Below are 25,917 nucleotides of genomic sequence, written 5' to 3'. Positions count from 1 at the left end.
AGACACCGCAAGGTATGGCGAAGAGGGGCGGATCGGTGGCCGACATCGAAGAAGCACGCACGCAGTTCCAGCGCATCGACACGGACGGCGACGGGTTCATCACCGCCGCCGAGTTCAAGACAGCCCTCGCCCAGGAGGGCGACTGGAACGTCACCGAGTCGGTCGCCGAGGCCATCATCAAGACCCGTGACCTGAACGGCGACAAGGTCCTGTCGTTCGACGAGTTCTGGACCTACCTGAACAAGTGAGCGCGGGAGGCAGGGGGGCGCCCGACGGGAGCCCCCCTGCCTCGTCCCCGGCGCCGCCCGATGCGCACGCTGCGGCGGCCGGACCCCGGGCGAGGGAGCGGCTAGACGATCTCCAGGGGCCGGTGCGGGCCCTCCGGGAGCTCGACCGCGATCGGATCGCCCGCGCGCACCACGCCCCCGCACAGCACGACGCCCATGATCCCGGACCGGAACGCCGGACGCCCGTCCGCGTGCCGTCCCACGACCTGCTTCATCAGACCCTTCTGGAAGCGGTCGATCTGCGCACAGGGATTGCGCAGCCCGGTCACCTCCACCACGGCGTCCGCCCCCAGCCGCAGCCGCGCCCCGACCGGCAGCCCCAGCAGATCGAGGCCCCGGGTCGTCACGTTCTCCCCGAGCTGCCCGGCGGCCACCTCGAACCCGGCCTCGCGCACCTCCTCGAACAGTTCCTCGTGGATGAGGTGCACCTGCCGCAGATTCGGCTGCGTCGGATCCCTCTCCATCCGGAACCGGTGCTTCACCGTCGCTCCGGCATGCACGTCACCCTCCACGCCCAGCCCCTCGACCAGCGTGATGCTGTCGCGGTTGGGCTTGCTGAAGGAGTACGTGCCGTTGCTGCTCACGGCGCTGACCGAGCCGGACATCCTGCCCCCGTTCCGTTGCGGTCCGATCATCGTAGAACCCGGCTTCCGGGTGCGGCACCGGGCGCGCTGCGGGCGTTGTCAGCGGCACCCCGCAGAATCACGGCATGATCCTCGACATCGCTCCGGAGGCGGAGCGGATCGCGCGCCTGGCGAAGTCCGACGCCAGGGCCGCCCTGGACGCCTGCCAGGACGCCGCCGAGCGGCTGGCCTGCGCCGGGCCGCACCTCCTGCCCACCCTCCACGAGCAGACGGGGCGGGTCTTCCTGGCGGTGGGGAAACCGACGTACGCGGCACGGATGTTCACCCTCGCCCGCGCGGCCGAGACCGAGCACGGGCTCACGGTCGACGAGGAGCGCCTGGAGGCCGTCTGCCTGGAGCTCACGCTGGGCGGGGCGCTGACGGCGAAGGCGCTCTCGGCGTACGCGCGAGAGCTGACGGCCCGGGTGCCCGCGGCCGAGGCCCTGGAGCGCTTCACCCGGCTGTGCGTACGGCGCACCGCGGGCGGCCTCGCACCGTCCCGCCCGCTGGGGAGCGCACTCCGCGCACTGGCCCGCGCGGCCGGGCGGCACCCGGGCCGCGCCGAACAGGACTACCTCGCCGCACTGCTGCCCCGCGACCCGGCCGCCGCGGCCGAGGTCTGGAACAGTCCTCGCACGCCGTCCCCCTCCCCGTACGAACGAGAGGCAAGCCCATGCACGGAGTCCCGTTGACCGAGCGGGTCCTGGAGTCGGTCCGCCGCGATCCGGGGGCGAGCGCGCTGCCGTCCCTCCTGCCGTACGTGAACGTGCCCTGGGTGGCGGACGGAGTCGCCCGGCCCCTGGCCGAGGAGGCGCTCGCCGAGGCCGTGTTCCCGTCCGGGCGTCCGCTGTCGCCGAGCCTGCGCGCCTGGCTGGCGTACGACACGAGTCTGCTGGAACGCCACCACTGGTTCGCCCCCGACGGCTCCTTCGCTCCGCGCCCGATCGACGAACTGGTCGGGGACGAGATGGGCGACTTCTGGGGCAAGGAGTTCGCCTGGCTTTCCGGACACCTCTCCGAGTGCTTCCTGCTGCCCGGCGGCTCCGACTCCCGGCGCGTCCTCGCCGTCACCGAACCGGACGACGAGGGCGAGTACCCGGTGCTCGCCCTCGACCTGGACGACATGCCCTACCTGGGCCTGATGTACCCGGGATTCGACGTCTACCTGGCCGACACGGCGGGCCTGCTGGACCTGGGGAAGCGCGAGACGTACTCGGACCTGATCCACCACGCCACCTACGGCCCCCGGATGCGCCGGCACGCCGACCGGTGCTTCGCTGGGGAGACCTGCGTGGAGTACCCCTTCGAGTTCACGGCCGCGTTCGCCCGGCTCCACCCCGAGCGGGCCGAGCGGCGGCCCGCGCGCGGGATCAGCGGGTGAGGCCGTCCGCCTCGTCGACATCCAGGTCGTACAGCGCGCAGAGACCGGGGACCAGATCGCACCACTGCGCGATCAGCTCACGGTCCCCGGTCTCCCGCGCCGCGACCGAGAGGGCCCGCAGGACGTCGATCAGCGGGACGGAGTCTCCCGGCGGGACGGGAAGGGTGAACCCGCGCCGGAGCAGCACGTCCTCCACCCGCCCCTGTGTGAACGAGCAGTCGTGCCCGTCCTGGAAGCGGTACAGCGCCCCGATCCAGTCCCGCACCCGGCGGTCGTCCACCGGGAAACAGGCGTCCAGGGCCCGGACGGAGTGCTCGACCAGATCCTCCACCTCATGGTCCGACACGGCCTAGCACTCGATGATGTTCACCGCCAGGCCACCCCGGGCCGTCTCCTTGTACTTCACGCTCATGTCGGCGCCGGTCTCCTTCATGGTCTTGATGACCTTGTCGAGGGACACCTTGTGGGAGCCGTCGCCGCGCATCGCCATGCGGGCGGCGGTGACCGCCTTGACCGCGGCCATGCCGTTGCGTTCGATGCAGGGGATCTGGACCAGGCCGCCGACCGGATCGCAGGTGAGGCCGAGGTTGTGCTCCATGCCGATCTCGGCCGCGTTCTCGACCTGCTCGGGGGAGCCCCCGAGCACCTCCGCGAGGGCGCCGGCCGCCATCGAGCAGGCGGAGCCGACCTCGCCCTGGCAGCCGACCTCGGCGCCGGAGATGGAGGCGTTCTCCTTGAACAGCATGCCGATCGCGCCGGCGGCGAGCAGAAAGCGGACCACGCCCTCCTCGTCGGCGCCGGGGACGAAGTTGACGTAGTAGTGCAGGACGGCGGGGATGATGCCGGCCGCGCCGTTGGTGGGGGCCGTCACCACGCGCCCGCCCGCCGCGTTCTCCTCGTTCACCGCCATCGCGTAGAGGGTGATCCACTCCATGGAGTGCGCCAGCGGGTCGCCGTCGGCCCGGAGCTGACGGGCGGTCACGGCGGCCCGGCGGCGCACCCGCAGCCCGCCCGGCAGGATGCCCTCGCGGGACAGGCCCCGGGAGACACACGCCTGCATGACCCGCCAGATGTCGAGGAGGCCGTCGCGGATCTCCTCCTCGGTGCGCCAGGCCCGCTCGTTCTCCAGCATCAGGGACGAGATCGACAGGCCCGTCTCCCGCGTCAGGCGCAGCAGTTCGTCACCCGTGCGGAAGGGGTACTTCAGGACCGTGTCGTCCAGCTTGATGCGGTCCGCGCCCACCGCGTCCTCGTCGACGACGAAGCCGCCGCCCACCGAGTAGTACGTCTTCGTCAGCAGCTCCGCGCCCGAGGCGTCGTACGCCCGGACGGTCATGCCGTTGGCGTGGTACGGCAGTGCCGTGCGGCGGTGCAGGACGAGGTCGTCGTCGAAGGAGAACGGGATGTCGCGCTCGCCGAGCAGCCGCAGCCGGCCCGACTCCTTGATCCGCTCCACCCGCTCGTCGGCGGTCTCCACGTCCACCGTGCGCGGTGAGGCGCCCTCCAGGCCGAGCAGGACCGCCTTGGGGGTGCCGTGGCCGTGGCCGGTGGCGCCGAGCGAACCGTAGAGCTCGCAGCGGACCGAGGCGACGGAGTCCAGCAGGGCATCGCCCCGCAGGCGCCGCGCGAACATGCCGGCCGCGCGCATCGGGCCGACCGTATGGGAGCTGGACGGGCCGATGCCGACCGAGAACAGGTCGAAGACCGAGATGGCCACGGGCATTCCTTACAGAAAGGGTGGGGGCACACGCCTTCGGGTACCCCCACCAGGGAACTACTTGTTCAGAACGGGGTAAAGCGGGTGCTTGTCGGCGAGGGCCTTCACCCGGGCCTTGAGGGCTTCGGCGTCGTAGGACGGCTTCAGGGCCTCGGCGATGACGTCGGCGACCTCGGTGAAGTCCTCGGCGGTGAAGCCGCGGGTGGCAAGGGCCGGGGTGCCGATGCGCAGGCCGGAGGTGACCATCGGCGGGCGGGGGTCGTGGGGGACGGCGTTGCGGTTGACGGTGATGCCGACCTCGTGGAGCCGGTCCTCGGCCTGCTGTCCGTCCAGTGCGGAGGCGCGCAGGTCGACCAGGATCAGGTGGACGTCGGTGCCGCCGGAGAGGACGTCGATTCCGGCCTCGCGGGCGTCGGGGGCGGTGAGGCGCTCGGCGAGCAGGCGCGCGCCCTCGACCGTGCGGCGCTGGCGCTCCTTGAACTCCTCGCTCGCGGCGACCTTGAAGGAGACCGCCTTGGCCGCGATGACGTGCTCCAGGGGGCCGCCCTGGAAGCCGGGGAAGACCGAGGAGTTCAGCTTCTTGGCGAACTCCTTCCGGGCCAGGATGATCCCGCCGCGGGGGCCGCCCAGGGTCTTGTGGGTGGTGGAGGTGACCACGTCGGCGTACTCGACGGGGTTGGGGTGCAGGCCGGCGGCGACGAGGCCGGCGAAGTGCGCCATGTCCACCCACAGGTAGGCCCCGGCCGCGTCCGCGATGCGGCGGAACTCGGCGAAGTCGAGCCGGCGGGGGTAGGCCGACCAGCCCGCGATGATGACCTTGGGGCGGTGTTCCAGGGCGAGTTTCTCCACCTCGGCCATGTCGACCAGGCCGGTCTCGGCGTCGACGTGGTAGGCGACCACGTGGAACTGCTTGCCGGAGAAGTTCAGCCGCATGCCGTGGGTGAGGTGGCCGCCGTGGGCGAGGTCCAGGCCGAGGACGGTGTCGCCGGGCTGGGCCAGGGCGAACAGGGCGGCCTGGTTGGCGGAGGCGCCGGAGTGGGGCTGGACGTTGGCGTACTCGGCGCCGAACAGGTCCTTGATCCGGTCGATCGCGATCTGCTCGGCCACGTCGACGTGCTCGCAGCCGCCGTAGTAGCGGCGGCCCGGGTAGCCCTCGGCGTACTTGTTGGTCAGGACCGAGCCCTGGGCCTCCATGACCGCGAGCGGAGCGAAGTTCTCCGAGGCGATCATCTCGAGGGTGGACTGCTGGCGGTGCAGCTCGGCGTCGACCGCGGCCGCGATCTCCGGGTCGAGCTCGTGCAGGGGGGTGTTCAGAACAGTCATCTGGACGGTCATCCTCAGCCGGCGGTGTAGGCGGTGTACTCGTCGGCGGACAGCAGCTCCTCCTGCTCGCCCGCGACGCGTACCTTGAACAGCCACCCGCCCTCGAAGGGGGCGGAGTTCACCAGCGACGGGTCGTCGGCGACGTCCTGGTTGACCTCGACGATCTCGCCGTCGACCGGCGAGTACAACTCGCTGACCGACTTGGTCGACTCCAGCTCACCGCAGGACTCGCCCGCGGTCACCGTGGCCCCGACCTCCGGGAGCTGCACGAAGACGACATCGCCGAGCGCGTTGGCCGCGTGCTCCGTGATGCCGACCGTCGCGACGCCGTCCTCGGCGGCCGACAGCCACTCGTGCTCCTTGCTGTAGCGAAGCTGCTGGGGGTTGCTCATGGCCTGAATTCTCCTGTACGCGGGGGAGTGCTGATGAAGGGGGGACTGCGAAGGACGTGCTTGAGCAGCGGACATGTGCGCGGGGCACGAGCCGGCGCGCTCAGTGTCTAGGTCTCTCTCTACTTCTCGCGCTTGTAGAAGGGCAGGGCCACGACCTCGTACGGCTCGTGGGTGCCCCGGATGTCCACCCCGACGCCCGCCGTGCCCGGCGCCGCGTGGGTCGCGTCGACGTACGCCATCGCGAGGGGCTTGCCCAGCGTGGGCGAGGGCGCGCCGGAGGTGACCTCGCCGATCACCTCGCCGCCGGCGACGACGGAGAACCCGGCGCGCGGGATCCGCCGCCCCTCGGCGACCAGACCGACCAGGACGCGCGGCGGCTCGGCGGCGGCCCGTTCGGCGGCCTCCAGCAGCGCCTCGCGGCCGACGAAGTCGCCCTCCTTCGCGAACTTCACCACCCGGCCGAGCCCGGCGTCGAAGGGGGTCAGCGAGGTCGACAGCTCATGCCCGTACAGCGGCATGCCCGCCTCCAGGCGCAGGGTGTCCCGGCAGGACAGCCCGCAGGGGACCAGGCCGACGCCCTCGCCCGCCTCGGTCAGCGCCTGCCACAGCGCGACCGCGTGCTCCGGCCTCACGAACAGCTCGAAGCCGTCCTCGCCGGTGTACCCGGTGCGCGCGATCAGGGCGGGGACCCCGGCGACCGTGCCGGGCAGGCCCGCGTAGTACTTCAGGCCGTCGAGGTCGGCGTCGGTCAGCGACTTCAGGATGCCCGGCGACTCGGGGCCCTGGACGGCGAGCAGCGCGTACGCGTCCCGGTCGTCGCGCACCTCGGCGTCGAAACCGGCGGACCGCTCCACCAGCGCGTCCAGCACCACCTGGGCGTTCGAGGCGTTCGCGACGACCATGAACTCGGTCTCGGCGAGCCGGTAGACGATCAGGTCGTCCAGGATGCCGCCGTCGGCCCGGCAGATCATGGTGTAGCGGGCGCGGCCGACACCGACCGCCGCGAGATCGCCGACGAGGGCGAAGTTCAGCAGGGCGGCCGCCTGCGGACCGGTGACGGTGATCTCGCCCATGTGCGAGAGGTCGAAGAGTCCGGCCCGTGTGCGCACGGCCGTGTGCTCGTCGCGCTCGGAGCCGTAGCGCAGCGGCATGTCCCAGCCGGCGAAGTCGGTCATCGTCGCCCCGAGCGAGCGATGCAGGGCATCGAGCGCGGTGTGACGGAGTTCGGTACTGCTCATCGGTCGGTCGTCTCCCCAGGCATGACGGGGAGGTCGTTCCTCCCCGTTCCTCCCCATCTGTCATCGGAACCTGAGAGGTTCGCCATGACGGTCTGCTCCACGGGAGCACGGCATGGCTTGCACCTTGGGTGGGGCCACCGCAGACGGCGGCCCGCTTTTCAGATGTGCCTCGCCCGCGCGGTAACGGGGCCTGAGAGATTCAAGGGAGGGACTTGCTCCTTCGGCGCCCCGGCGAAAACTGCTGCTGGGGACTCTCCCGCGCGGATTCAAACGGCCGGTATGCAGTTGGCGCGCCCATCATTGCACGCCCGCGCCCGATCGTGGCAGGCCACATCTGTAACCGGCTTGTGTCTGTACGCGCACGAAATGACGAGACACCGCGCATTACCTTCTCTTTACGCTCGATGGGGAGGAGGGACTTACCCGAACCCCAGGGGAGGACGATCACGGTGGACAGGACCACGGCGAGGACCACGGCATTCGCGACCACCTCGGCGCTCACGCTGCCCGCGCTGCCCGCACAGCCCACGGGCCGGGCCCGGGAGGCCTGCGACCCGCGGACCGTCCCCGTCGTCCGCGATCTGCGCGAGCGGGGCGGGCACAGCCCGCACGGACTGCTCTTCGGCCCCCATGACCTGGTGGTCGTCACCGGGCTGCCCGGCAGCGGCAAGTCCACGCTCATGCGGCGCGCCGTCCGGGGCACGGGGATCGACTCCCAGGACACCCGCGACCGCTGGGACGCCCGCGCCCCGCGTCTCCTGCCCTACGCCGTCTACCGCCCCCTCGTCCGCCTCGCCCACTACGCCGGGCTGCGCCGCGCGCTGCGCACCGGCGAGGGCGTCGTCGTGCACGACTGCGGCACGCAGACCTGGGTGCGCGACTGGCTGGCCCGCGAGGCCCGCCGCCGTGGCGGCACCCTGCACCTGCTCCTCCTGGACGTCACCGCGGACACCGCGATCGAGGGCCAGCGCGAGCGCGGCCGAGGCGTCTCGCGGTACGCGTTCCTGCGGCACCGCAGGGCCGCCACCCGCCTGGTCCGCGCCGTGGAGCAGGGCCGGCTGCCCGCCGGTGTCGGCTCGGCGGTGCTGCTCGACCGGGACGCGGCGGACGCCCTGAACCGGATCGGGTTCACCGGATGAGCTTCCCGGACCGCTCACGGACTGCTCACGGACCGAGGAAAGCGCTCCTCGTACCCGCTAGCCTTTCAGCCACAACAGCGGTTCCCAGCAGGCGGTAGGCAGATGGACTTCCCCCCGGCGGACTTCCCGGTCTCCCCGGACTTCCCCGCGCAGGCACACCCCCATCCCCACGGCGGATGGCCCGGCAACGAACTGGAGGAGGTGCTCTCCGCCTCCCTCGGCATGCCGAGCGCCGGCGCCCGGATCGTGGAGGTGCTCGGGCGCAGCTTCGTCTGGGTGCCCCTGCCCAGCGGCGGCGGCCCGCACAGCGGCCCCCTCGACCTGCCCACGGTGGAGCTGGAGGGCCAGGCCTATGTGCCGGTGTTCAGCTCCGAGGAACAGTTCCGCCAGGCCGTCGGCTCCCACATGTCGTACACGATCGCCCCGGCGGTGGAGTTCGCGCGCGGGCTGCCCCCGCAGGTCGGCATCCTCGTCAACCCGGACGGCACGGTCGGCGCCCCGCTGCCCCCGGCGGCGGTGGCCGAGCTGTGCCGCAGCGGCCGCACCGTGCTGGACGGACCCGCGAGCGGCGGCCGCGTGCGCCTCTTCGAACCCGACTGGCAGGACGACCCGATGGAGTTCCTCGCCGCGGCCTCCGCCGCGTTCGAGGCGACCGGCGTGGTCCTCACGGCCCGCCGCTGCCTGGCCGCCGTCGAGACGGCCGAGCCGGTCATGTTCGTGGGCGTGGAACTCACCCACCTGGACCCCGAGGTCCGCGAACTCCCCCTGGACGCCCTGGGCCGGGCGCTGGGCAGCACCCCCGTGACCTGGCCGGTCAACCTGATCCTCCTGGACGTCGCCCAGGACCCGGTGGCCGACTGGATGCGCGACCGCATACGACCCTTCTACACAAGGCTCGCCTAGAAATCCCGGGGGAGCGGGCCCGCCTGAAGGGGCGCGGGGAACTGCGCGGCAAGCCACCGCGCACCCGCACTCGCCCACGCACAACGGCCCCCCGACCCCCTGGGCGCTTAAGCTGTTCACAGACGAGGGGCAACAAAGAAGAAGGGGCGGTAAAGGGTGAGCGCCAGCGGCATCGCGGCCGGACAGGTCGAGCACATGCTGCGCCAGGTCACGCCCGGGCGCTACGACGCCTACGAGGCCCTCCTGCGCGCGCTCGCGACCCCCGCCACCGGCCAGGTCTGGATGCTCCTGTGGCACGGCCGCGCCGGCTCCCCGGACGCCCAGTACGGAAACATGCAGGTGGACGGGCACGGCTACGCCCCCTGCGTCACCTCCGCCCAGGAACTGAGCGCCAGCGGCTGGAACCGCGGCTACGAGGTGGTCGACGGAGTCGACGTGGCCCGCACGCTCTACCCCGACCACTACGGCCTCTGGCTGAACCCGCACGCCCCCGGCGGCGGCGTCGGCATCCCCTGGCTGGACCTGCGCCGTATCGCGACGGGCCTGGAGCGCCAGCCCGCCGGCCCTCTGCGGCTGTCCGAACCCGGTATCGAGATCCCCCAGTTCTACGCCCTGCTCGCGCAGAACGCCCACCGCACCCCGGCGGTCCGCGCGCTGCGCCGCGCCTGGGTGCAGCCGGCCCTCGGCGCCCCCTACCTGGCCATCGGGCTCGACGTGTACGACACCTCCCCGCCGGCCGTGGACGCCGTACGGGCGATGATGCAGCAGTCGATCGGCGCCGTGCCGGACGGACTGCCGGTGTCGACGGTCGCCATGACCGACGAGCACGACCCGGTCGTGATGTGGATGCGGGCCGGCGCCCGTCCGTTCTACGACCGTGAGGCGCACGTTCCGGCCGCCCCGGCCCAGGCTCCCGCGGGCGGTTACGGCTACCCGCCCGCCGGCCGCTACTGAACCTGGGAACCCCCTGTGAACTCTTGATGGTTGACGGTCCTTGATCTTCGCGCGTAGATGGCGGCGATTCACTCCGCTAGCGCATGATGTGTCCCAATAAGTCGACGTCCGCCCCCCGTTACCCCGCGTCCGGATAACGGAACCTCCATGGTCGCATCACGTTTACGCATCCTTTCGTCGTCAAGTCTGGCTACAGATCGCCAAAGCGTTGAAGACTCCCGGTCCAGGGGACTTCGTCCCTGTGTACGACGGACTGAAGACGCCGCTACAAGCGGCAAGTGCGGGCCGGTCACCGCCGGTTGAGAGGGGTCCCTGCCAGATGACGGCACCATTGCACGAGCCGACCGCGGAAGCGGCCCCGAGCGCGGCTGAAGAAGCGGCGGTCGCCACCGGCGGCGCCAAGGCCGTACAGGGCCGTTCCCTGGGCCGGATCGCCTGGGAACGCCTGAAGCGGGACAAACTCGCCCTGACCGGCGGTATCGTGGTGCTTCTGCTCGTCACGGTCGCGCTGCTCGCCCCCGTCATCACGGGCCTGCTCGACCAGGACCCGAACGAGTATCACGAGAACCTCATCGACCCGCTGTTCGGCACCCCGACCGGGTCCCTCGGCGGCATCAGCGGTGAGCACCTGCTGGGCGTCGAGCCGGTCAACGGCCGCGACATCTTCGCCCGCATCCTCTACGGGGCCCGGATCTCGCTCCTCGTCGGCTTCCTGTCCGCGGTCGTCGCCGTCATCCTCGGCACCGTCCTCGGCATCCTCGCCGGTTTCTTCGGCGGCTGGATCGACTCCGTGATCAGCCGGGTCATGGACGGTCTGCTCGCCTTCCCCCAGCTGCTGTTCATCATCGCGCTGGTCTCCGTCATGCCGAACGACCTGCTGGGCCTGACCGGTTCCAGCGTGCGTGTGTTCGTGATGATCCTCGTCATCGGATTCTTCGGCTGGCCGTACATCGGTCGTGTGGTGCGCGGTCAGACGCTCTCCCTGCGCGAGCGCGAGTACGTCGAGGCGGCCCGCTCCCTGGGCGCCGGGCGGCTGTACATCCTGTTCAAGGAGCTGCTGCCGAACCTCGTGGCCCCCATCGTCGTCTACACGACGATGATGATCCCCACCAACATCCTCACCGAGGCCGCCCTGAGCTTCCTGGGTGTCGGCGTCAAGCCGCCCACCGCCTCCTGGGGACAGATGCTCTCCAGCGCCATCGACTACTACGAGTCCGACCCCATGTACATGGTGGTCCCGGGTGTCGCGATCTTCATCACCGTGCTGGCCTTCAACCTCTTCGGCGACGGCGTCCGGGACGCGCTCGACCCGAAGGCGTCCCGCTGAACCGCCCGAACCCCCAGACCCACCGCCGCAGTACAGCTCGCAGCACAGCCCGCACGACTGCCGCACCCCCAAACGTCCCGTGGCACCGACACGGGGTCTCTCATCAATCCGGAGGATCCGAGATCGTGACTACCCAACGCACCTCAGGGCGGCGGAAGCAGGCGTTTGCCGCTGCCGCCGCGGTCGCCGCGCTGCTGACCACGGCGGCGTGCGGCGGTGGCGGAAGCGACGACAGCGGCAAGGGTTCGAGCACCGGTGCCGCCGGCTTCGACGCCGCGAACAACAAGGTCGCCCAGGCCTCCCTGGCCAAGAAGGGCGGCACGCTGAAGTTCGGTGGCGCCCAGGACGCCGACTCGTGGGACACCACGCGCGGTTACTACGGCTTCATGTGGAACTTCGCGCGCTACTACAGCCGCCAGCTGGTCACGGGCAAGACGGAGCCGGGCAAGGCGGGCGCCACGCTCACTCCGGACCTCGCCACCGGTCTCGCCAAGGTCACGGACGACGGCAAGACCTACACGTACACCCTGCGTGACGGCATCACGTGGGAGGACGGCAAGCCGATCACGTCCAAGGACGTGAAGTACGGCATCGAGCGCGTGTGGGCGCAGGACGTGCTCTCCGGCGGTCCCGTCTACCTGAAGGACGTCCTCGACCCCAAGGGCGCCTACAAGGGCCCCTACAAGGACTCCTCCAAGGACAAGCTCGGTCTGAAGGCGATCGACACGCCGGACGACAAGACCGTCGTCTTCCACCTCCCGCAGGCCAACTCGGACTTCGAGGAGATCCTCGGCCTGGTCTCGGCCTCCCCGGTCCGCCAGGACATGGACACCAAGTCCAAGTACGGTCTGCACCCGTTCTCCTCCGGCCCGTACAAGTTCGCGTCGTACAGCCCGGGCAAGGAACTGACCCTGGTCCGCAACGACAAGTGGAGCCAGGCCTCGGACCCGATCCGCAAGGCCTACCCGGACAAGATCACCGTCACGTTCTTCTCGGACGCCAACCAGCTCGACCAGCGTCTGCTCAACGGTGACCTCGACCTGGACATCAACCAGACCGGCATGTCCCCGCAGGGCCGCACCACCGCCCTGAAGGAGCACAAGGCCAACCTGGACAACCCGGTCTCCGGCTACATCCGTTACGCGGTCTTCCCGCAGAGCGTGAAGCCGTTCGACAACATCGAGTGCCGCAAGGCCGTCATCTACGGCGCCGACCACGTGTCGCTGCAGACCGCGCGCGGTGGCCCGGTGGCCGGTGGCGACATCGGCACCAACATGCTCCCGCCGTCCGTCCCGGGCGCCGAGGGCCAGAAGTACGACCCGTACGAGATCTCCGGCGCCAACAAGTCGGGCAACGAGGCCAAGGCCAAGGAGGCCCTGAAGGCCTGCGGTCAGCCGAACGGCTTCAAGACCACCATCGCGGTCCGCAACAACAAGCCGGTCGAGGTGGCCACCGCCCAGTCGCTCCAGGCGTCGCTGAAGAAGGTCGGCATCGACGCGCAGATCGACCAGTACGACGGCTCGCAGACCACCGGCATCATCGGTAGCCCCGCCAACGTGAAGAAGAAGGGCTACGGCATCATCATCATGGGCTGGGGCCCCGACTTCCCCACCGTCCAGGGCTTCGGTCTGCCCCTGTGGGACAGCAAGTACATCCTCGACAGCGGTAACTCCAACTACGCGCTGATCAAGGACAAGACGATCGACGGTCTCTTCGACTCCTACGTCACCACGCTGGACGACGCGGGCAAGGAGAAGATCTCCACGGAGATCAACCACAAGGTCATGGAGGGCGCGTACTACCTGCCCTTCGTCTTCGAGAAGTTCATCAACTGGCGCTCGGACAACCTGGCGAACGTGTACACCACCGACAACTACAGCGGTATGTACGACTTCGTGAACCTCGGTCTGAAGAACCCCAAGAAGTAACCCCCGGCCACCCGCCGAACGGCACGAAAGGCAGGTGAAGGCCGGCGCGGCGTGATCGCGGGCCATCTGAGGGCACCTCCCACGTCCATAAGACAGTGGGGGAGACCTCCGGTGGCCCGCGGTCCGCGGCGGGCCGAGAGCTGTGCTCGCTTACCTCATCAGGCGGTTGTTCGCCGCCGCAGTGATGCTCGTGGTCATCATCATGGTGGTCTTCGGCATCTTCTTCCTCGTCCCCAAGTGGGCGGGCGTGGACATTGCCACGAGCTTCGTGGGCAAGCAGGCCGACCCGGCCGCCGTCGAAGGCGTGCGGCAGAAGCTGGGCCTGGACACCCCGATCTACGCCCAGGTCTGGGAGTTCTTCAAGGGCATCTTCGCCGGCCGCACCTACACGGGCGGCGGGGACACCATTCACTGCGCCGCCCCCTGCTTCGGCTACTCCTTCCGCAGCGAGCAGGCCGTCTGGCCGGTGCTCACCGACCGCTTCCCGGTGACCCTGGGTCTCGCGCTCGGTGCCGCCGTGCTGTGGCTGGTCTTCGGTGTCGCCGCGGGTGTGCTCTCCGCGCTCAAGCGGGGCACCCTGTGGGACCGTGGCGCGATGGTGGTCGCCCTCGCGGGTGTCTCCCTGCCCATCTACTTCACCGGCATGCTCAGCCTCGCGATCTTCGCGTTCGGGCTGCACTGGATCGACGCCCAGTACGTGCCGCTGGAGGACAGCTTCACCGGCTGGCTCGGCGCCATGATCCTGCCCTGGATCACCCTCGCGTTCCTGTACGCGGCGATGTACGCCCGGATCACCCGCGCCACCATGCTGGAGATCCTCGGTGAGGACTACATCCGCACCGCCCGCGCCAAGGGCCTCAAGGAGCAGACCGTCATCGGCAAGCACGCCATGCGCTCGACGATGACCCCGATCCTCACCATGCTCGGCATGGACCTCGGCGCCCTCATCGGCGGCGCGATCCTCACCGAGTCCACGTTCAACCTGCCCGGTCTCGGCCGGGCCGTGCTCGATGCCATCCGCAACCAGGACCTGCCCATCATCGTGGGCGTCACCCTGATCACCTCGCTGGCGGTCCTCTTCGCCAACCTCGTGGTGGACATCCTGTACGCCGTGATCGACCCCCGAGTGAGGCTCACGTGACCGAACTCAGCAAGAGCGGAACGGCCGTGAACGAGCCCTCCTCGACCTCCCCGGCCCCCTCCGCCTTCCTCGAAGTACGCGATCTGAAGGTGCACTTCCCCACCGACGACGGCCTGGTCAAGTCCGTCGACGGGCTCAGCTTCCAGCTGGAGAAGGGCAAGACCCTCGGGATCGTCGGCGAGTCCGGCTCCGGCAAGTCGGTGACCTCGCTCGGCATCATGGGCCTGCACACCGCCGGTCAGTACGGCAAGCGCAAGGCGCAGATCTCCGGTGAGATCTGGCTGAACGGCACCGAACTGCTCGGCGCCGACCCGGACTACGTCCGCAAGCTGCGCGGCCGCGAGATGGCGATGATCTTCCAGGATCCGCTGTCGGCGCTGCACCCGTACTACACGATCGGCCAGCAGATCGTGGAGGCGTACCGGATCCACCACGACGTCGACAAGAAGACCGCGCGCAGGCGTGCGATCGAGATGCTCGACCGGGTCGGCATCCCGCAGCCCGACAAGCGCGTCGACAACTACCCGCACGAGTTCTCCGGCGGTATGCGCCAGCGCGCGATGATCGCGATGTCGCTGGTCAACAACCCCGAGCTGCTCATCGCGGACGAGCCGACGACCGCCCTGGACGTGACCGTCCAGGCCCAGATCCTCGACCTCATCCGGGATCTGCAGAAGGAGTTCGGCTCCGCGGTCATCGTCATCACCCACGACCTGGGCGTCGTCGCCGAACTCGCCGACGACCTGCTGGTGATGTACGGCGGCCGCTGTGTCGAGCGCGGCCCGGCCGAAGAGGTGTTCTACGAGCCCCGCCACCCCTACACCTGGGGCCTGCTCGGCTCGATGCCGCGGCTCGACCGCGACCAGCAGGAGCGCCTGATCCCGGTCAAGGGCTCCCCGCCCTCCCTGATCAACGTCCCGTCCGGCTGCGCCTTCAACCCGCGCTGCCCGTACGCGGACCTCCCGAAGGACAACGTCACCCGCACCGTCCGGCCCGAGCTCGCCGAGGTCGGCAGCCGGCACTGGGCGGCCTGCCATCTGGGCAAGGAGCAGCGGGAGCGTATCTGGACCGAAGAGATTGCGCCGAAGCTGTGAGTGACGAGAAAGCGGTGACGATTCCCGCGCAGGCCAGCGAGACCCGTCGTACCGACGGCGAGGTGTTGCTCAAGGTCACCGGGCTGCAGAAGCACTTCCCGATCAAGAAGGGCCTGCTCCAGCGGCAGGTCGGGGCGGTGCACGCGGTCGACGGACTGGACTTCGAGGTCCGCTCCGGCGAGACGCTCGGCGTCGTGGGCGAGTCCGGCTGCGGCAAGTCGACCATGGGCCGGCTGATCACCCGGCTGCTGGAGCCCACGGGCGGCAAGGTCGAGTTCGAGGGCAAGGACATCACGCATCTCGGCGTGGGCGGGATGCGTCCGCTGCGCCGCGACGTCCAGATGATCTTCCAGGACCCGTACTCCTCGCTGAACCCGCGCCACACCATCGGCACGATCGTCGGCGCTCCCTTCAAGCTCCAGGGCGTGACGCCCGAGGGCGGCATCAAGAAGGAAGTGCAGCGGCTGCTGTCCGTCGTGGGTCTCAACCCCGAGCACTACAACCGCTATCCGCACGAGTTCTCCGGCGGTCAGCGCCAGCGCATCGGCATCGCCCGCGCGCTCGCCCTGAACCCGAAGCTGGTCGTCGCCGACGAGCCGGTCTCCGCGCTCGACGTGTCGATCCAGGCCCAGGTCGTCAACCTGCTCGACGACCTCCAGCAGGAGCTGGGCCTGACGTACGTGATCATCGCGCACGACCTCTCGGTCGTCCGGCACGTCTCGGACCGGATCGCGGTGATGTACCTCGGCAAGATCGTGGAGCTGGCCGACCGCGACCTGCTCTACAAGTCGCCGATGCACCCGTACACCAAGGCGCTGATGTCGGCGGTACCGATCCCGGACCCCAAGCGCAGGAACGCCAAGAGCGAGCGGATCCTGCTCAAGGGCGACGTGCCCTCGCCGATCTCGCCGCCGAGCGGCTGCCGCTTCCACACCCGGTGCTGGAAGGCGACGGAGATCTGCAAGACCACCGAGCCGCCGCTGCTTCAGCTGCGCCCGGGTCAGCAGGTCGCCTGCCACCACCCGGAGAACTTCGCGGACCAGGCTCCGCAGGACACCGTCCTGCTGACCGCCGCGAAGGAGGCCGCGGAACTGGTGGCCGACGAGGTGCTCGCCGAGTCGGCGGAGACCTCGGCGGCGGTGGCGGCGGAGGTCGCCTCCTCCGAGGAGGCCCCCGAGCCGACCCGGGTCTCCAAGACCGAAAGCCAGGAGTCAACCGACAAGTAGCGCATGACGAGTTGGCAAAGTCATGCACATGCCTGAACGGGAGAGGCCAGAGTCCTCCGTGTCCGAATTATCGGCACACGCTCGAAGGGACGACCCATGGCACTCTCCCGTTCGGCACGTTTAGGGGCCCTCGCGACCGCGGCGGCCTCTTTTCTCGTCATCGCCGCCTCCTCCGCCCCCACCCCCGGCGCCGACGGCATCGGTGACGGCTACTTCCCCCAGCTCGGCAACGGCGGCTTCGACGCCCGCCACTACGACCTCTCCCTCGCCTACGATCCCGGCACCGACCGTCTCGACGGCCGTACCACGATCACCGCCCGCGCCACCCAGAACCTCTCCTCCTTCGACCTGGACCTGCAGAAACTGGAGGTCACCCGGGTCGAGGTGAACGGCAGACGGGCGCAGTTCACCCGCGACGGCGACGAGATCCGGATCACCCCGCGCGGAACGCTCCGCAAGGGGAGCACCTTCGAGGTCTCGGTCACCTACGGCGGTGTCCCCGAACCCCTCGGCGGCCCCATCGTGTTCGGCTCGGACTACGGCTGGATGAAGACCGACGACGGCGTGTTCGTCGCGTGTGAGCCCAACGCCGCCTCCACCTGGTTCCCGTCCAGCGACCACCCCTCCGACAAGGCCGCCTACGACATCCGGATCAAGGCGCCCAAGGGCCTGACCGCCGTCTCCAACGGCCGGCTGGTCTCGACGTACGACAAGGGCGACTCGACGTACACCCACTGGCGCGAGACGAAGCCGATGGCGACCTATCTCGCGACCGCCACGATCGGGAAGTTCGACGTGAGGACCGGGACCACCCCCGGCGGGACCCCGATCTACGTCGCCGTCGACCCGGTGCTCGCCAACAGCAACAACGTCGACGTGTACGCCGTGACGGCCGCCGCCACCGACTACTGGTCGCAGGTCTTCGGGCCGTACCCGTTCGAGGAGACCGGCGCGATCGTGGACGACATGCCGCAGGCCGGGTTCTCGCTGGAGGTGCAGTCCAAGCCGGTGTACTCGGCGGTGCGCAGCGAGTCGACGATCGTGCACGAGCTGGCCCACCAGTGGTTCGGCGACTCGGTGTCGGTGGCGCACTGGAAGGACATCTGGCTGAACGAGGGCTTCGCCACCTACGCCCAGTGGCTCTGGGCGGAGCACCAGGGCACCCGCTCCGCGCACGACTCCTTCCTGGCCGGCTACAACGCCCGCCCCGCCGACTCAGCCTTCTGGCAGATCACCGTCGGCGACCCGCAGCGCGACACGATGTTCGCCTCGGCCGTCTACCAGCGCGGCGCGATGACCCTCCAGGTCCTGCGCGAGCGGATCGGCGACGCGGCCTTCTTCAAGCTGCTCCCGGCCTGGACGAAACTGCACCGCTACGGCAACGCGGACACCGACGACTTCGTCCGCCTCGCGGAGAGGGTCTCCGGGCAGCAGCTCGACGACCTCTTCCAGACCTGGCTGTTCACCACCGGGAAACCGACCCTGTAACGCCTCGCAACCTGGCTTTGTAAGGTCCACCCGGCCTTTCGGGTGACAATACAAGGGTGCTCCAGCAAATCTTCAGTCCCTCCGTCCAGCACACGCTCGACCTGATCGGCATCTTCGTCTTCGCCATCTCGGGAGCGCTGCTGGCCGTCCGCAAGAACTTCGACGTGTTCGGCATCGCCGTGCTCGCCGAGGCCACCGCGCTGGGCGGAGGACTGATCCGGGACGTGATCATCGGCGCCGTGCCCCCGGCGGCCTTCACCGACCTCGGGTACTTCCTCACGCCGCTGGTCGCCGCGCTGCTGGTGATCTTCCTCCACCCCCAGGTGGAGCGCATCCAGTCGGCCGTGAACGTCTTCGACGCGGCGGGCCTCGGCCTGTTCTGCGTCACGGGCACGACGAAGGCGTACGACTACGGCCTCGGCCTCACCGCGTCGGCGGCCCTCGGTCTGACGACCGCCGTCGGCGGCGGTGTGCTGCGGGACGTGCTGGCCAACGAGGTGCCGTCGCTGCTGCGCTGGGACCGCGATCTGTACGCGGTCCCGGCGATCGTCGGGGCCACCCTGGTGGTGGTCTGCATCCGCTACGACGTCCTCACCCCGCTGGCCAGCGGGGTCGCGGCGGCTACCGCTTTCGTCCTGAGGCTGCTCGCGATGCGGTTCCACTGGCGAGCGCCTCGCGCGTGGAACCGGCGGTCGACGGTGCGGGAGGAGTAGCGCCCAGGTCTCCCGTACCCCTCTTCGCCTGCCGGGCGCCGATCCGGTGCTGGTCGAGCTGGGTGCTCAGCCAGCGGAACGCCGGCACGACCTGCGGCCGCCACAGCGCCATGGTGTGTCCGCCCGCGCTCTTCGGGATGTACACCACGTGCACGGCCGTCGGGGCCTTCGCCTCCTTCTGGAGCGCCAGCGCCGCCTCGTAGCCGTCGCCCGGCTGGCCGGAGAGATAGAGCGCCACGGCCGGCGGGACGGCCGCCCGGGCGAGCATCAGATACGGGTTGGTGGCGCGACGCAGGTCGGGGTCCTGGGCGGCCAGGGAGTCCCGCTCGCCGACGGGGTCGTTGTAGCCGGACAGGCTCACGGCGGCCCGGTAGCGGTCGGGGTGGGCGACGGCCAGCTTCGTCGCGCAGTGCGCCCCGGCCGAGTACCCGGCGACCGCCCAGCCGTTGGGGGCGGGCTGGGCCCGGAAGTTGTCCATGACCATCCTGGGCACGTCGATGCTCAGCCAGGTGTCGGCGTTCACCGTGCCCGGCACATTGGCGCAGCCGGTGTCCACCCCGGGCAGCAGGGTGGTGCGCGGGGCGACCAGGATGAACGGCGCGACCTTGCCCTCGCGCATCAGCGGCTCCAGTTGCCCGTTCGCGCGCAGCGAGCCGAACCACGACTTGGGGGAGCCGGGGTAGCCCGGCAGGAGCTCGACCACGGGGAACCGGCGGTGGGCGTAGGCGGCCTCGTGGTACTGCGGGGGCAGCCAGACGTAGACCTCGGCGTTCACTCCGGAGACCCGGCCCCGCAGCTGGGTGACGCGGACCCCGCCGGCCTGGCGCATACCGGGGCCCTGGGCCTGGGTGAACCTCTGTCTGACCTTCGGCAGACGCTTCAGCGAGATCCCGCCCGTGCCGTCGGCGCCGAGGTCGGCGGCCTGCTGCACATGGTTGCTCGTGCCGAGGAGGTCGGACCAGTCGTCGTAGAGGTTGTTGGCGTTGTTGACGAGGACGAAGACCAGTGCCACGGCCGTCCCCTGGGCGAACACCAGCATCAGCACCCGGGCCGCGCCGCGCAGCACTCTCGGTCCCCCGATCCGCGACCACAGGACGAGGGGGAGCGCGACGGCGACGACGGCCAGCGCGATCAGGGTGTAGAGGAACGCGGTCCCGGTGAGGCTCATGTCCCCCTAGAGGGGATCCGAGGACGCCGGGTTTACGGGCGAGTACGGACACTTACCGAGAAATTGCCCGGGTCTCACCTGGCCGGGGAGAGTCAAAAAGCTACTGCTTAGTAATTTCCTGTTGTACGGTTCAGTCATGCCAGAAGCAGCTACCGCGGCGGCCGAGCGGGCCACCATCGGCGACAGCGAGTTCGACCGCGACACCGCGCTCACCCCGCGCGCCCCGGGCGTGTACGACATCGACCTCTCGGCCGGCTGGACGATCATCAACGCCGTCAACGGCGGTTATCTGCTCGCCGTCCTCGGCCGCGCCCTCGCGGACGCCCTCCCGCACCGCGACCCGTTCACCATCTCGGCCCACTACCTCACCGCCTCCCAGCCGGGGCCGGCCGTGGTCCGCACGGACGTGGTCCGCACCGGCCGCACCCTGTCCACCGGCCAGGCCTCGCTCCTGCAGTACGACGAGGAGGGCAACGAGATCGAGCGGATCCGCGTCCTCGCCTCCTACGGCGACCTCGACTCCCTCCCGGACGACGTCCGTACGACGGCGAAGCCCCCCGTCCTGCCGCCGATGGACCAGTGCTTCGGCCCCGAGGACGGACCGGCCCCCGTCGACGGCAGTTCCGCGATCGCCGACCGTCTGATGCTCAAGCTCGACCCCTCCACCCTCGGCTGGGCCCTGGGCGCGCCCTCAGGTAAGGGCGAGATGCGGGCCTGGTTCGGCCTCAAGGACGGCCGCGCACCCGACCCGCTCTCCCTCCTCCTCGCCGTCGACGCCCTGCCCCCGACCGCCTTCGAGATCGGCCTGCGGGGCTGGGTCCCCACGGTCGAACTCACCGTCCACGTCCGCTGCCGCCCGGCCCCCGGCCCGCTGCGCGTCTCCATCACCACCCGCAACCTCGCGGGCGGCTTCCTGGAGGAGGACGCCGAGGTCTGGGACAGCGCCGACCGTCTGGTGGCCCAGTCCCGGCAGCTGGCCCGCGTCAGGCTCGGCTGAGCGGCTCCCGGCCCAGCCAGGCCGCCAGGCGGGTGTACGCCTCCGCGTCGGCCGCGGCCGGGCGGGCCGAGGCGAAGGGGGTGCGGCTGTCGCGCTCCGGGTCCGGCAGGTTGCGGTGGCCGGCCGCGAGGGCGAACTCGGCCAGCTCCGGGTCCAGGGCGAGCGGGTGACCGAGGGCCTCGGCGAGGTCCCAGGTGTGGGTCACCAGCTCCATGACATATCCGGAGAGCGCCGCGTCACCGGGGACCTCGCCCCACGGCACCCGGACCGGCGTCGCCATCCGCTCGTCGCTCTCCCAGGCCTTCACCACCCGGGTGCGCACCCCGCCGTAGGCCTCCGCCCAGCCGTCGTCCTCGACGCCGTCGATGAACGAGGGCTCGGCGAGCCCGTCCCCGCCCTCGCCGACGATCGCGACCCGCCGGGTGCCGCCCACGATGTGGCTCAGCAGCGTCCGTACGTCGAACTCGGCGCAGGGGGTCGGACCGTCGAGCTGCTCGGGCTGCACGGTCCGGATGAGTGCGGCGGCCTGCTCGGTCGCGCGGGTGTAGACGGGGCGGGGGTCGGTGGTGCTCACAGGTGTGGCCTCTCCTCGACTGAACGGGGTACGGCCCTGATGCTGGACCCCTAACCTGACATCCGCCGTCAACATTTGTCGCGCCGGCCCGAACAGGGGAACCTGGGGCGGTGAAGTCCGACCGTCTCCTGTCGATCCTGCTGCTCCTGCAGACCCGCGGCCGGGTCCCCGCCCCCGAACTCGCCGAACGCCTCGAAGTGTCGGTGCGCACGATCTACCGGGACGTCGAGGCCCTGTCCACCGCCGGCGTCCCCGTCTACGCCGAACGCGGCCGGCACGGCGGCATCGAACTGCTCCCCGGGTTCCGCACGGACGTCACCGGTCTGACCGCCGACGAGTCCCGCGCCCTGTTCATCCTGGCCGCCCAGGGCGCGCACGCCGCCCTCGGCCTGGACGCGGCCCTCGGTTCTGCGCTGCGCAAGGTGATGGCCGCGCTGCCCGCCCCGCACCGCCCCGCCGCCGAGGTGACCAGCCGCCGCATCCTGGTCGACGCCACCCGCTGGAAGGGCGGCCCCCAGCCCGCCGTCGACCTCGACACGCTCCAGGACGCGGTCTTCGCCGACCGGCGACTGCGCCTGCGCTACCGCCACAGCGGGGACTCCGAGCCCACCGCGTACACCGTCGACCCGTACGGGCTCGTCGCCAAGGCGGGCGTCTGGTACCTCGTCGCCGACCGGCGCGGAAAGCCCCGCCTCTTCCGTGCCGACCGGGTGCGCTCGGCGCAGGTGCTGGACGATCCCGTACGGCGTCGGCCGGGCGTCGAACTCGCCGACGCCTGGGATGTGCTGCGCCGCCAGGTCGAGGAGAGCCCCGGCGGATTCGACGTCACCGTCCGGGTCCGGCGCGACCGGCTCGACATGTTCCTGCGCCTGAACGCCTCGGTCGTCGCCGACCTCCCCGGCGGGGAGGACACGGAAGAGGGCGACTGGGTGACCGCCCGGCTGTCGTACCCCTCCCTGCCCGCGGTCCGCCAACTCCTCGCGTTCTCCGACCGGGTGGAGGTCCTCTCCCCGCCCGAGGCCCGCGAGGAACTGCGCGCCGCGGCCGCCTCTGTCACGGAGCTGTACCAGCGCACCGATCGGGCGTCGACGTCGAACTCCCAGGTCAGCGAGGTTTCCTGAGGTCCGCTTTACGTCATTGACAGGCAGCGGACAGAGCGGGCTCAAGGAAGCCTCAGCCGCCGTTGGTTGAGTGCCCGCATCTCAGGACTCCCTCATCGTGCTTGGAGCTGTCTCTCGTGAAGCGTGTGCGTCTCGTCCCGGCGGTGGCCCTGTTGGCGCTCTCGCCCCTCGCCCTGGTCGCCTGCGGTTCCGGCGACACCTCGTCCTCCAGCGGCACCTCCGGCCAGAGCCAGAACTGTCAGGCGCCGTCCGGCATGCCGACCGGTGCCGCGCCGAGCGGCGCTCCCTCCGGCGCCCCGTCCGGCGCCGCCTCCGGTGGGCCGACGGGCACCCCGACCGGCACGCCCACCGGCGTCCCCTCCGGCATGCCGAGCGGTGCCCCCGGCGGCGGCCAGGGCGGCCCCGGCGGTGGCCGGGGCGGCGGCTGTGGCGGCCCCGGCGGTGGCGGCCAGGGCCAGCAGGCCCAGCAGCAGGGCTGACCCGCGACAGGAGCGGCGCACCCGGGAACGGGTGCGCCGCTTTCGTCCGTGCGCTTTCGTCCGTGCGCTTTCGTCCGGCCGCTGGGCTCAGTCGAGCCAGTGGTGGCGGCCGATGCCGATGAGCCGCATCTGACGGGTCGCGCGCAGGGCGACGCGCTCCCGCTCCTCGGGCGACGCCTCCAGGGCCTCCAGGAAGAGCGAGGCCGTGATGAGCATCTGGTCGACGTACAGGTGCGACAGCATCAGCAGGTCGTCGTCGCTCCAGCCCTCCGCCTCGGGGTCCTTGGCGAGCTCGTCCCGCACCTCCTCGACGAACCGGCCCAGTTGCTCCTGGATCGCCTTGCGCACCGGCTGGACTCCGCCGTGCCGCTCCCGGGCGATGAAACGGACGTGTGCGGGGTACGCGGTCACATGACTCTCTATCAACTGCACGGCGCGGGTGATGCGCTCGTCGCTCGACTCCGCGCTCGCCACGGTCTGGCGGATCATCGGGTGCAGACTGCCCAGCGCCTCCTCGACCAGGGCCACGCCGAGATCCGCGGTGGAGCGGAAGTGCCGGTAGAACGCCGTCGGGGCGACCCCGACGGCCCGGGTGACCTCGCGCAGGCCCAGGCTGCTCAGGCTCTGCTCCTCCAGCAGTCCGAGCGCGGCGTCCAGGAGCGCCTGCCGGGTCTTCTGCTTCTGGGCCTGTCGGATGCCGAGGGTGTGACTCATGTCATCCAGTTAACAACTGTTCTCCGGAATTGAAAAGCCGTACGACACGCTAGACTCAAAGTCAGTGAACAAGTGTAACCACAACTGTTCACCGAAATGTTCACCCGGACTTCACGGAGGGGGATCCGATCCCATGCTGTTCCTCGTGGCCGCACTGCTGCTGCTCGGCGTCGTCATGGGCACCGTGGCCCATGCGCCGCTCGGCGTCTCGCTCGTCATCGCCGCCGTGATCGCCGTCTGGCTCGGCGTCTTCGCGCTCCGCGAGCGCCACGCCCGCCGCGGCCGCACCTCGACCCACTGACCGGCCCGTCCCACAGGAGCTGAACGATCATGCAACTCACCGCACCGGCCACCACCCGCCGCACCGGCGTCCGTGACACCGACGGCATGGCCGTCGCGTCCTTCATCCTGGGCCTGCTGGGGCTGCTGGTCCTGAACCTCTTCCTCGGCCCCATCGCCATCGTCCTCGCCTCGGTGGCCCTCGTCCGCGGCACCACCCGTCGCGGCCGGGCCTGGCTGGGTCTCGGTCTCGGCGTCGCCGACCTGCTGCTCCTGCTGGCGTTCATGCAGGCGGACGCCTCGGTCTCCTGGGGCTTCTAGGGGGTGTTCCGAAAGTCCTGTGCGGTGCCCGCGACGCCCGGCACGCCCTCTCGCCGCACCGGCCGAAAGCCCGAGTGCATGGCCGGCCGGCTCCGCCCGTGACCGTGGCCGACCTTGACACGAGGTCCACCGGGGGAGCCCCGTAGAATCGTGGCCACCATGGCATACCTCGACCACGCCGCGACCACCCCGATGCTCCCGGAGGCGGTCGAGGCACTCAGCGCGCACCTGAGCATCACCGGCAATGCCTCCTCCCTCCACGCATCCGGCCGCCGCGCCAGACGGACGGTCGAGGAGGCCCGCGAGACCCTCGCGGAGGCGCTCGGCGCCCGCCCCAGCGAGGTCGTCCTCACCTCCGGCGGCACCGAGGCCGACAACCTCGCGGTCAAGGGCCTGTACTGGTCCCGCCGTGACGCCGACCCGGCCCGCACCCGGGTACTGGCCAGCCCCGTCGAGCACCACGCGGTCCTCGACGCCGTGCACTGGCTCGGCGAGCACGAGGGCGCGCGGATCGAGTACCTCCCGGTCGACTCCTACGGCCGGGTCCACCCCGACGCGCTGCGCGAGGCACTCGCCCGCGACCCCGACGACGTCGCCCTCGCCACCGTCATGTGGGCGAACAACGAGATCGGCACGGTCATGCCGGTCCGTGACCTCGCCGACGTGGCGGCGGAGTTCGGCGTCCCGCTGCACGCCGACGCCGTCCAGGCCTTCGGTCAGGTCCCGGTCGACTTCGCCGCCTCCGGCCTCGCCGCGATGACCGTCTCCGGCCACAAGATCGGCGGCCCCTACGGCATCGGCGCCCTGCTCCTCGGCCGCGAGTACACCCCGGTGCCCGTCCTGCACGGCGGCGGCCAGGAACGGCACGTGCGCTCGGGCACCCTCGACGTGCCCGCCGTCGCCTCGTTCGCGGTCGCCGGCCGGCTCGCCGCCGAACAGCGCGAGTGGTTCGCCCGGGAGATCGGCGCCCTGCGCGACTCCCTGGTCACCGCGGTCCGTACGGCCGTCCCGGACGCGATCCTCGGCGGCGACCCGGCGCCGGACGGCCGGCTCCCGGCCAACGCGCACTTCACCTTCCCGGGCTGCGAGGGCGACTCCCTGCTCCTGCTGCTCGACGCGCAGGGCATCGAGTGCTCCACCGGCTCCGCCTGCACGGCCGGGGTCGCCCAGCCCAGCCATGTCCTGCTCGCCACCGGCACCGATCCCGACCTGGCCCGCGGCACCCTGCGGTTCTCCCTCGGCCACACCAGCACCGAGGCCGATGTGGAGGCGCTCGCCAAGGTCATCGGCCCGGCCGTGGAGCGGGCCCGGGCGGCGGGGCTCACGTAAGGCCCCAGGCGCGCCTAGTGTCGACACTCCGCGCGAATCCGGGCGGCGGCTGGCGGTCACC

General features: G+C 70.7%; 28 protein-coding genes and 2 riboswitches. Of the genes, 19 read left to right on the top strand and 9 right to left on the bottom strand.

The genetic code is table 11. The features are described 5' to 3' along the window. Positions 1-35: 35 nt before the first annotated feature. The gene (locus tag OG852_RS16420; protein WP_133918127.1) at positions 36-248 is read left to right on the top strand and encodes an EF-hand domain-containing protein; all 213 of its coding nucleotides are present in this window, start codon (positions 36-38) and stop codon (positions 246-248) included. Between the two features lie 101 nt (positions 249-349). Here the strand turns inward: OG852_RS16420 and OG852_RS16415 are convergent, their stop codons facing one another. Beyond that, positions 350-892, bottom strand: a complete 543-nt coding sequence (locus tag OG852_RS16415) for an MOSC domain-containing protein (protein ID WP_330348335.1) — start codon at positions 890-892, stop codon at positions 350-352. A 104-nt stretch (positions 893-996) separates the two neighbouring features. Here OG852_RS16415 and OG852_RS16410 point away from each other — a divergent pair, with 104 nt between their 5' ends. Beyond that, positions 997-1,602 (top strand): hypothetical protein, encoded by a 606-nt coding sequence (locus tag OG852_RS16410; RefSeq protein WP_133918129.1) that lies wholly within the window; start codon positions 997-999, stop codon positions 1,600-1,602. Beyond that, the gene (locus tag OG852_RS16405; RefSeq protein WP_330348334.1) at positions 1,599-2,291 is read left to right on the top strand and encodes a hypothetical protein; all 693 of its coding nucleotides are present in this window, start codon (positions 1,599-1,601) and stop codon (positions 2,289-2,291) included. Before OG852_RS16410 ends, OG852_RS16405 begins: the two co-directional genes overlap by 4 nt. Here OG852_RS16405 and OG852_RS16400 read toward each other — a convergent pair. The 5 genes from OG852_RS16400 to gcvT all read right to left on the bottom strand — a co-directional run bounded on the left by OG852_RS16400 (position 2,281) and on the right by gcvT (position 6,961). Next, a complete protein-coding gene (locus tag OG852_RS16400) occupies positions 2,281-2,637 on the bottom strand; it encodes a hypothetical protein (protein WP_133918131.1) in 357 nt (118 codons plus the stop codon). The genes OG852_RS16405 and OG852_RS16400 overlap by 11 nt on opposite strands. A 3-nt stretch (positions 2,638-2,640) precedes the next feature. Beyond that, positions 2,641-4,008 carry an L-serine ammonia-lyase gene (locus OG852_RS16395; RefSeq protein ID WP_133918132.1) on the bottom strand — a complete coding sequence of 456 codons (1,368 nt, stop codon included), beginning with the start codon at positions 4,006-4,008 and terminating at the stop codon, positions 2,641-2,643. A 57-nt stretch (positions 4,009-4,065) separates the two neighbouring features. Further along, entirely contained in the window at positions 4,066-5,331 is a 1,266-nt protein-coding gene (gene glyA / locus OG852_RS16390) for a serine hydroxymethyltransferase (RefSeq protein ID WP_330348333.1), read from the bottom strand. A gap of 14 nt (positions 5,332-5,345) precedes the next feature. After that, positions 5,346-5,723 (bottom strand): glycine cleavage system protein GcvH, encoded by a 378-nt coding sequence (gene gcvH, locus OG852_RS16385; protein WP_133915735.1) that lies wholly within the window; start codon positions 5,721-5,723, stop codon positions 5,346-5,348. 119 nt (positions 5,724-5,842) lie between these two features. Next, positions 5,843-6,961: a glycine cleavage system aminomethyltransferase GcvT gene (gcvT, locus tag OG852_RS16380; protein WP_133915736.1), complete on the bottom strand. Its 1,119-nt coding sequence runs from the start codon at positions 6,959-6,961 to the stop codon at positions 5,843-5,845. 47 nt (positions 6,962-7,008) lie between these two features. After that, positions 7,009-7,129, bottom strand: a riboswitch (glycine riboswitch). Then, a riboswitch (glycine riboswitch) is annotated at positions 7,130-7,230 on the bottom strand. 135 nt (positions 7,231-7,365) lie between these two features. Here gcvT and OG852_RS16375 point away from each other — a divergent pair. The 10 genes from OG852_RS16375 to OG852_RS16330 all read left to right on the top strand — a co-directional run bounded on the left by OG852_RS16375 (position 7,366) and on the right by OG852_RS16330 (position 18,874). Then, on the top strand, positions 7,366-8,100 hold the full coding sequence (locus tag OG852_RS16375) for an AAA family ATPase (RefSeq protein WP_133915737.1): 735 nt from the start codon (positions 7,366-7,368) through the stop codon (positions 8,098-8,100). A 102-nt stretch (positions 8,101-8,202) separates the two neighbouring features. Continuing rightward, entirely contained in the window at positions 8,203-9,003 is an 801-nt protein-coding gene (locus OG852_RS16370; RefSeq protein ID WP_133915738.1) for an enhanced serine sensitivity protein SseB, read from the top strand. Positions 9,004-9,159: 156 nt separating this feature from the next. Then, positions 9,160-9,957, top strand: a complete 798-nt coding sequence (locus OG852_RS16365; protein ID WP_133915740.1) for an enhanced serine sensitivity protein SseB C-terminal domain-containing protein — start codon at positions 9,160-9,162, stop codon at positions 9,955-9,957. Between the two features lie 319 nt (positions 9,958-10,276). Further along, positions 10,277-11,284 (top strand): ABC transporter permease, encoded by a 1,008-nt coding sequence (locus tag OG852_RS16360; RefSeq protein ID WP_133915741.1) that lies wholly within the window; start codon positions 10,277-10,279, stop codon positions 11,282-11,284. 125 nt (positions 11,285-11,409) lie between these two features. Then, complete coding sequence (locus OG852_RS16355) at positions 11,410-13,212, top strand: ABC transporter substrate-binding protein (RefSeq protein WP_133915742.1); 1,803 nt, start codon at positions 11,410-11,412, stop codon at positions 13,210-13,212. Between the two features lie 142 nt (positions 13,213-13,354). Further along, on the top strand, positions 13,355-14,353 hold the full coding sequence (locus OG852_RS16350) for an ABC transporter permease (protein WP_133915743.1): 999 nt from the start codon (positions 13,355-13,357) through the stop codon (positions 14,351-14,353). Next, complete coding sequence (locus OG852_RS16345) at positions 14,350-15,447, top strand: ABC transporter ATP-binding protein (RefSeq protein ID WP_133915744.1); 1,098 nt, start codon at positions 14,350-14,352, stop codon at positions 15,445-15,447. The genes OG852_RS16350 and OG852_RS16345 overlap by 4 nt, the downstream gene beginning before the upstream one ends. Beyond that, complete coding sequence (locus OG852_RS16340) at positions 15,444-16,673, top strand: ABC transporter ATP-binding protein (protein ID WP_330348331.1); 1,230 nt, start codon at positions 15,444-15,446, stop codon at positions 16,671-16,673. Before OG852_RS16345 ends, OG852_RS16340 begins: the two co-directional genes overlap by 4 nt. A gap of 96 nt (positions 16,674-16,769) precedes the next feature. Continuing rightward, positions 16,770-18,161 (top strand): M1 family metallopeptidase, encoded by a 1,392-nt coding sequence (locus OG852_RS16335; protein ID WP_330348330.1) that lies wholly within the window; start codon positions 16,770-16,772, stop codon positions 18,159-18,161. Positions 18,162-18,217: 56 nt separating this feature from the next. Continuing rightward, on the top strand, positions 18,218-18,874 hold the full coding sequence (locus tag OG852_RS16330; protein WP_330348329.1) for a trimeric intracellular cation channel family protein: 657 nt from the start codon (positions 18,218-18,220) through the stop codon (positions 18,872-18,874). Here OG852_RS16330 and OG852_RS16325 read toward each other — a convergent pair. Beyond that, positions 18,783-20,042, bottom strand: coding sequence for an alpha/beta hydrolase (locus OG852_RS16325; RefSeq protein ID WP_330348328.1), 1,260 nt, complete (start codon positions 20,040-20,042; stop codon positions 18,783-18,785). The two genes, OG852_RS16330 and OG852_RS16325, sit on opposite strands and share 92 nt — an antisense overlap. A gap of 136 nt (positions 20,043-20,178) precedes the next feature. On the opposite strand from OG852_RS16325, the gene OG852_RS16320 reads away from it, so the two are divergent. Then, the gene (locus OG852_RS16320) at positions 20,179-21,039 is read left to right on the top strand and encodes a thioesterase family protein (protein ID WP_133915749.1); all 861 of its coding nucleotides are present in this window, start codon (positions 20,179-20,181) and stop codon (positions 21,037-21,039) included. On the opposite strand, the gene OG852_RS16315 is transcribed toward OG852_RS16320, so the two are convergent. Then, positions 21,026-21,613, bottom strand: a complete 588-nt coding sequence (locus OG852_RS16315) for a TIGR03086 family metal-binding protein (protein WP_330348327.1) — start codon at positions 21,611-21,613, stop codon at positions 21,026-21,028. The two genes, OG852_RS16320 and OG852_RS16315, sit on opposite strands and share 14 nt — an antisense overlap. Before the next feature lie 110 nt (positions 21,614-21,723). On the opposite strand from OG852_RS16315, the gene OG852_RS16310 reads away from it, so the two are divergent. After that, positions 21,724-22,734, top strand: coding sequence for a helix-turn-helix transcriptional regulator (locus tag OG852_RS16310; RefSeq protein ID WP_330348326.1), 1,011 nt, complete (start codon positions 21,724-21,726; stop codon positions 22,732-22,734). Between the two features lie 116 nt (positions 22,735-22,850). Beyond that, positions 22,851-23,213, top strand: coding sequence for a hypothetical protein (locus OG852_RS16305; RefSeq protein ID WP_330348325.1), 363 nt, complete (start codon positions 22,851-22,853; stop codon positions 23,211-23,213). A gap of 87 nt (positions 23,214-23,300) precedes the next feature. Here OG852_RS16305 and OG852_RS16300 read toward each other — a convergent pair whose 3' ends face one another. Next, on the bottom strand, positions 23,301-23,927 hold the full coding sequence (locus tag OG852_RS16300; RefSeq protein ID WP_330348324.1) for a TetR family transcriptional regulator: 627 nt from the start codon (positions 23,925-23,927) through the stop codon (positions 23,301-23,303). Positions 23,928-24,060: 133 nt separating this feature from the next. Between OG852_RS16300 and OG852_RS16295 the strand changes: the two genes are divergently transcribed. The 3 genes from OG852_RS16295 (at position 24,061) to OG852_RS16285 (ending at position 25,856) form a co-directional block, all read left to right on the top strand. Further along, positions 24,061-24,228, top strand: coding sequence for a hypothetical protein (locus OG852_RS16295; RefSeq protein WP_166663663.1), 168 nt, complete (start codon positions 24,061-24,063; stop codon positions 24,226-24,228). A gap of 29 nt (positions 24,229-24,257) precedes the next feature. Then, positions 24,258-24,527 (top strand): DUF4190 domain-containing protein, encoded by a 270-nt coding sequence (locus tag OG852_RS16290; RefSeq protein WP_133915754.1) that lies wholly within the window; start codon positions 24,258-24,260, stop codon positions 24,525-24,527. Between the two features lie 159 nt (positions 24,528-24,686). After that, a complete protein-coding gene (locus OG852_RS16285; protein ID WP_133915755.1) occupies positions 24,687-25,856 on the top strand; it encodes a cysteine desulfurase family protein in 1,170 nt (389 codons plus the stop codon). The last annotated feature ends 61 nt before the right edge of the window (positions 25,857-25,917 follow it).

This window comes from Streptomyces sp. NBC_00582, from assembly GCF_036345155.1.
Taxonomy (GTDB): domain Bacteria; phylum Actinomycetota; class Actinomycetes; order Streptomycetales; family Streptomycetaceae; genus Streptomyces.
The sequence above is the reverse complement of the archived record's forward strand: the minus strand, read 5'-3'. Positions and strand labels throughout refer to the sequence as shown.

Bases quoted from the DNA above. Each gene is read 5' to 3' on its own strand.
- OG852_RS16415 (WP_330348335.1), bottom strand. From the start codon at position 892: ATGTCCGGCTCGGTCAGCGCCGTGAGCAGCAACGGCACGTACTCCTTC.
- OG852_RS16410 (WP_133918129.1), top strand. From the start codon at position 997: ATGATCCTCGACATCGCTCCGGAGGCGGAGCGGATCGCGCGCCTGGCG.
- glyA (WP_330348333.1), bottom strand. From the start codon at position 5,331: ATGACTGTTCTGAACACCCCCCTGCACGAGCTCGACCCGGAGATCGCG.
- gcvH (WP_133915735.1), bottom strand. From the start codon at position 5,723: ATGAGCAACCCCCAGCAGCTTCGCTACAGCAAGGAGCACGAGTGGCTG.
- gcvT (WP_133915736.1), bottom strand. From the start codon at position 6,961: ATGAGCAGTACCGAACTCCGTCACACCGCGCTCGATGCCCTGCATCGC.
- OG852_RS16375 (WP_133915737.1), top strand. From the start codon at position 7,366: ATGGGGAGGAGGGACTTACCCGAACCCCAGGGGAGGACGATCACGGTG.
- OG852_RS16370 (WP_133915738.1), top strand. From the start codon at position 8,203: ATGGACTTCCCCCCGGCGGACTTCCCGGTCTCCCCGGACTTCCCCGCG.
- OG852_RS16360 (WP_133915741.1), top strand. From the start codon at position 10,277: ATGACGGCACCATTGCACGAGCCGACCGCGGAAGCGGCCCCGAGCGCG.
- OG852_RS16335 (WP_330348330.1), top strand. From the start codon at position 16,770: ATGGCACTCTCCCGTTCGGCACGTTTAGGGGCCCTCGCGACCGCGGCG.
- OG852_RS16325 (WP_330348328.1), bottom strand. From the start codon at position 20,042: ATGAGCCTCACCGGGACCGCGTTCCTCTACACCCTGATCGCGCTGGCC.
- OG852_RS16320 (WP_133915749.1), top strand. From the start codon at position 20,179: ATGCCAGAAGCAGCTACCGCGGCGGCCGAGCGGGCCACCATCGGCGAC.
- OG852_RS16300 (WP_330348324.1), bottom strand. From the start codon at position 23,927: ATGAGTCACACCCTCGGCATCCGACAGGCCCAGAAGCAGAAGACCCGG.
- OG852_RS16295 (WP_166663663.1), top strand. From the start codon at position 24,061: ATGCTGTTCCTCGTGGCCGCACTGCTGCTGCTCGGCGTCGTCATGGGC.
- OG852_RS16290 (WP_133915754.1), top strand. From the start codon at position 24,258: ATGCAACTCACCGCACCGGCCACCACCCGCCGCACCGGCGTCCGTGAC.
- OG852_RS16285 (WP_133915755.1), top strand. From the start codon at position 24,687: ATGGCATACCTCGACCACGCCGCGACCACCCCGATGCTCCCGGAGGCG.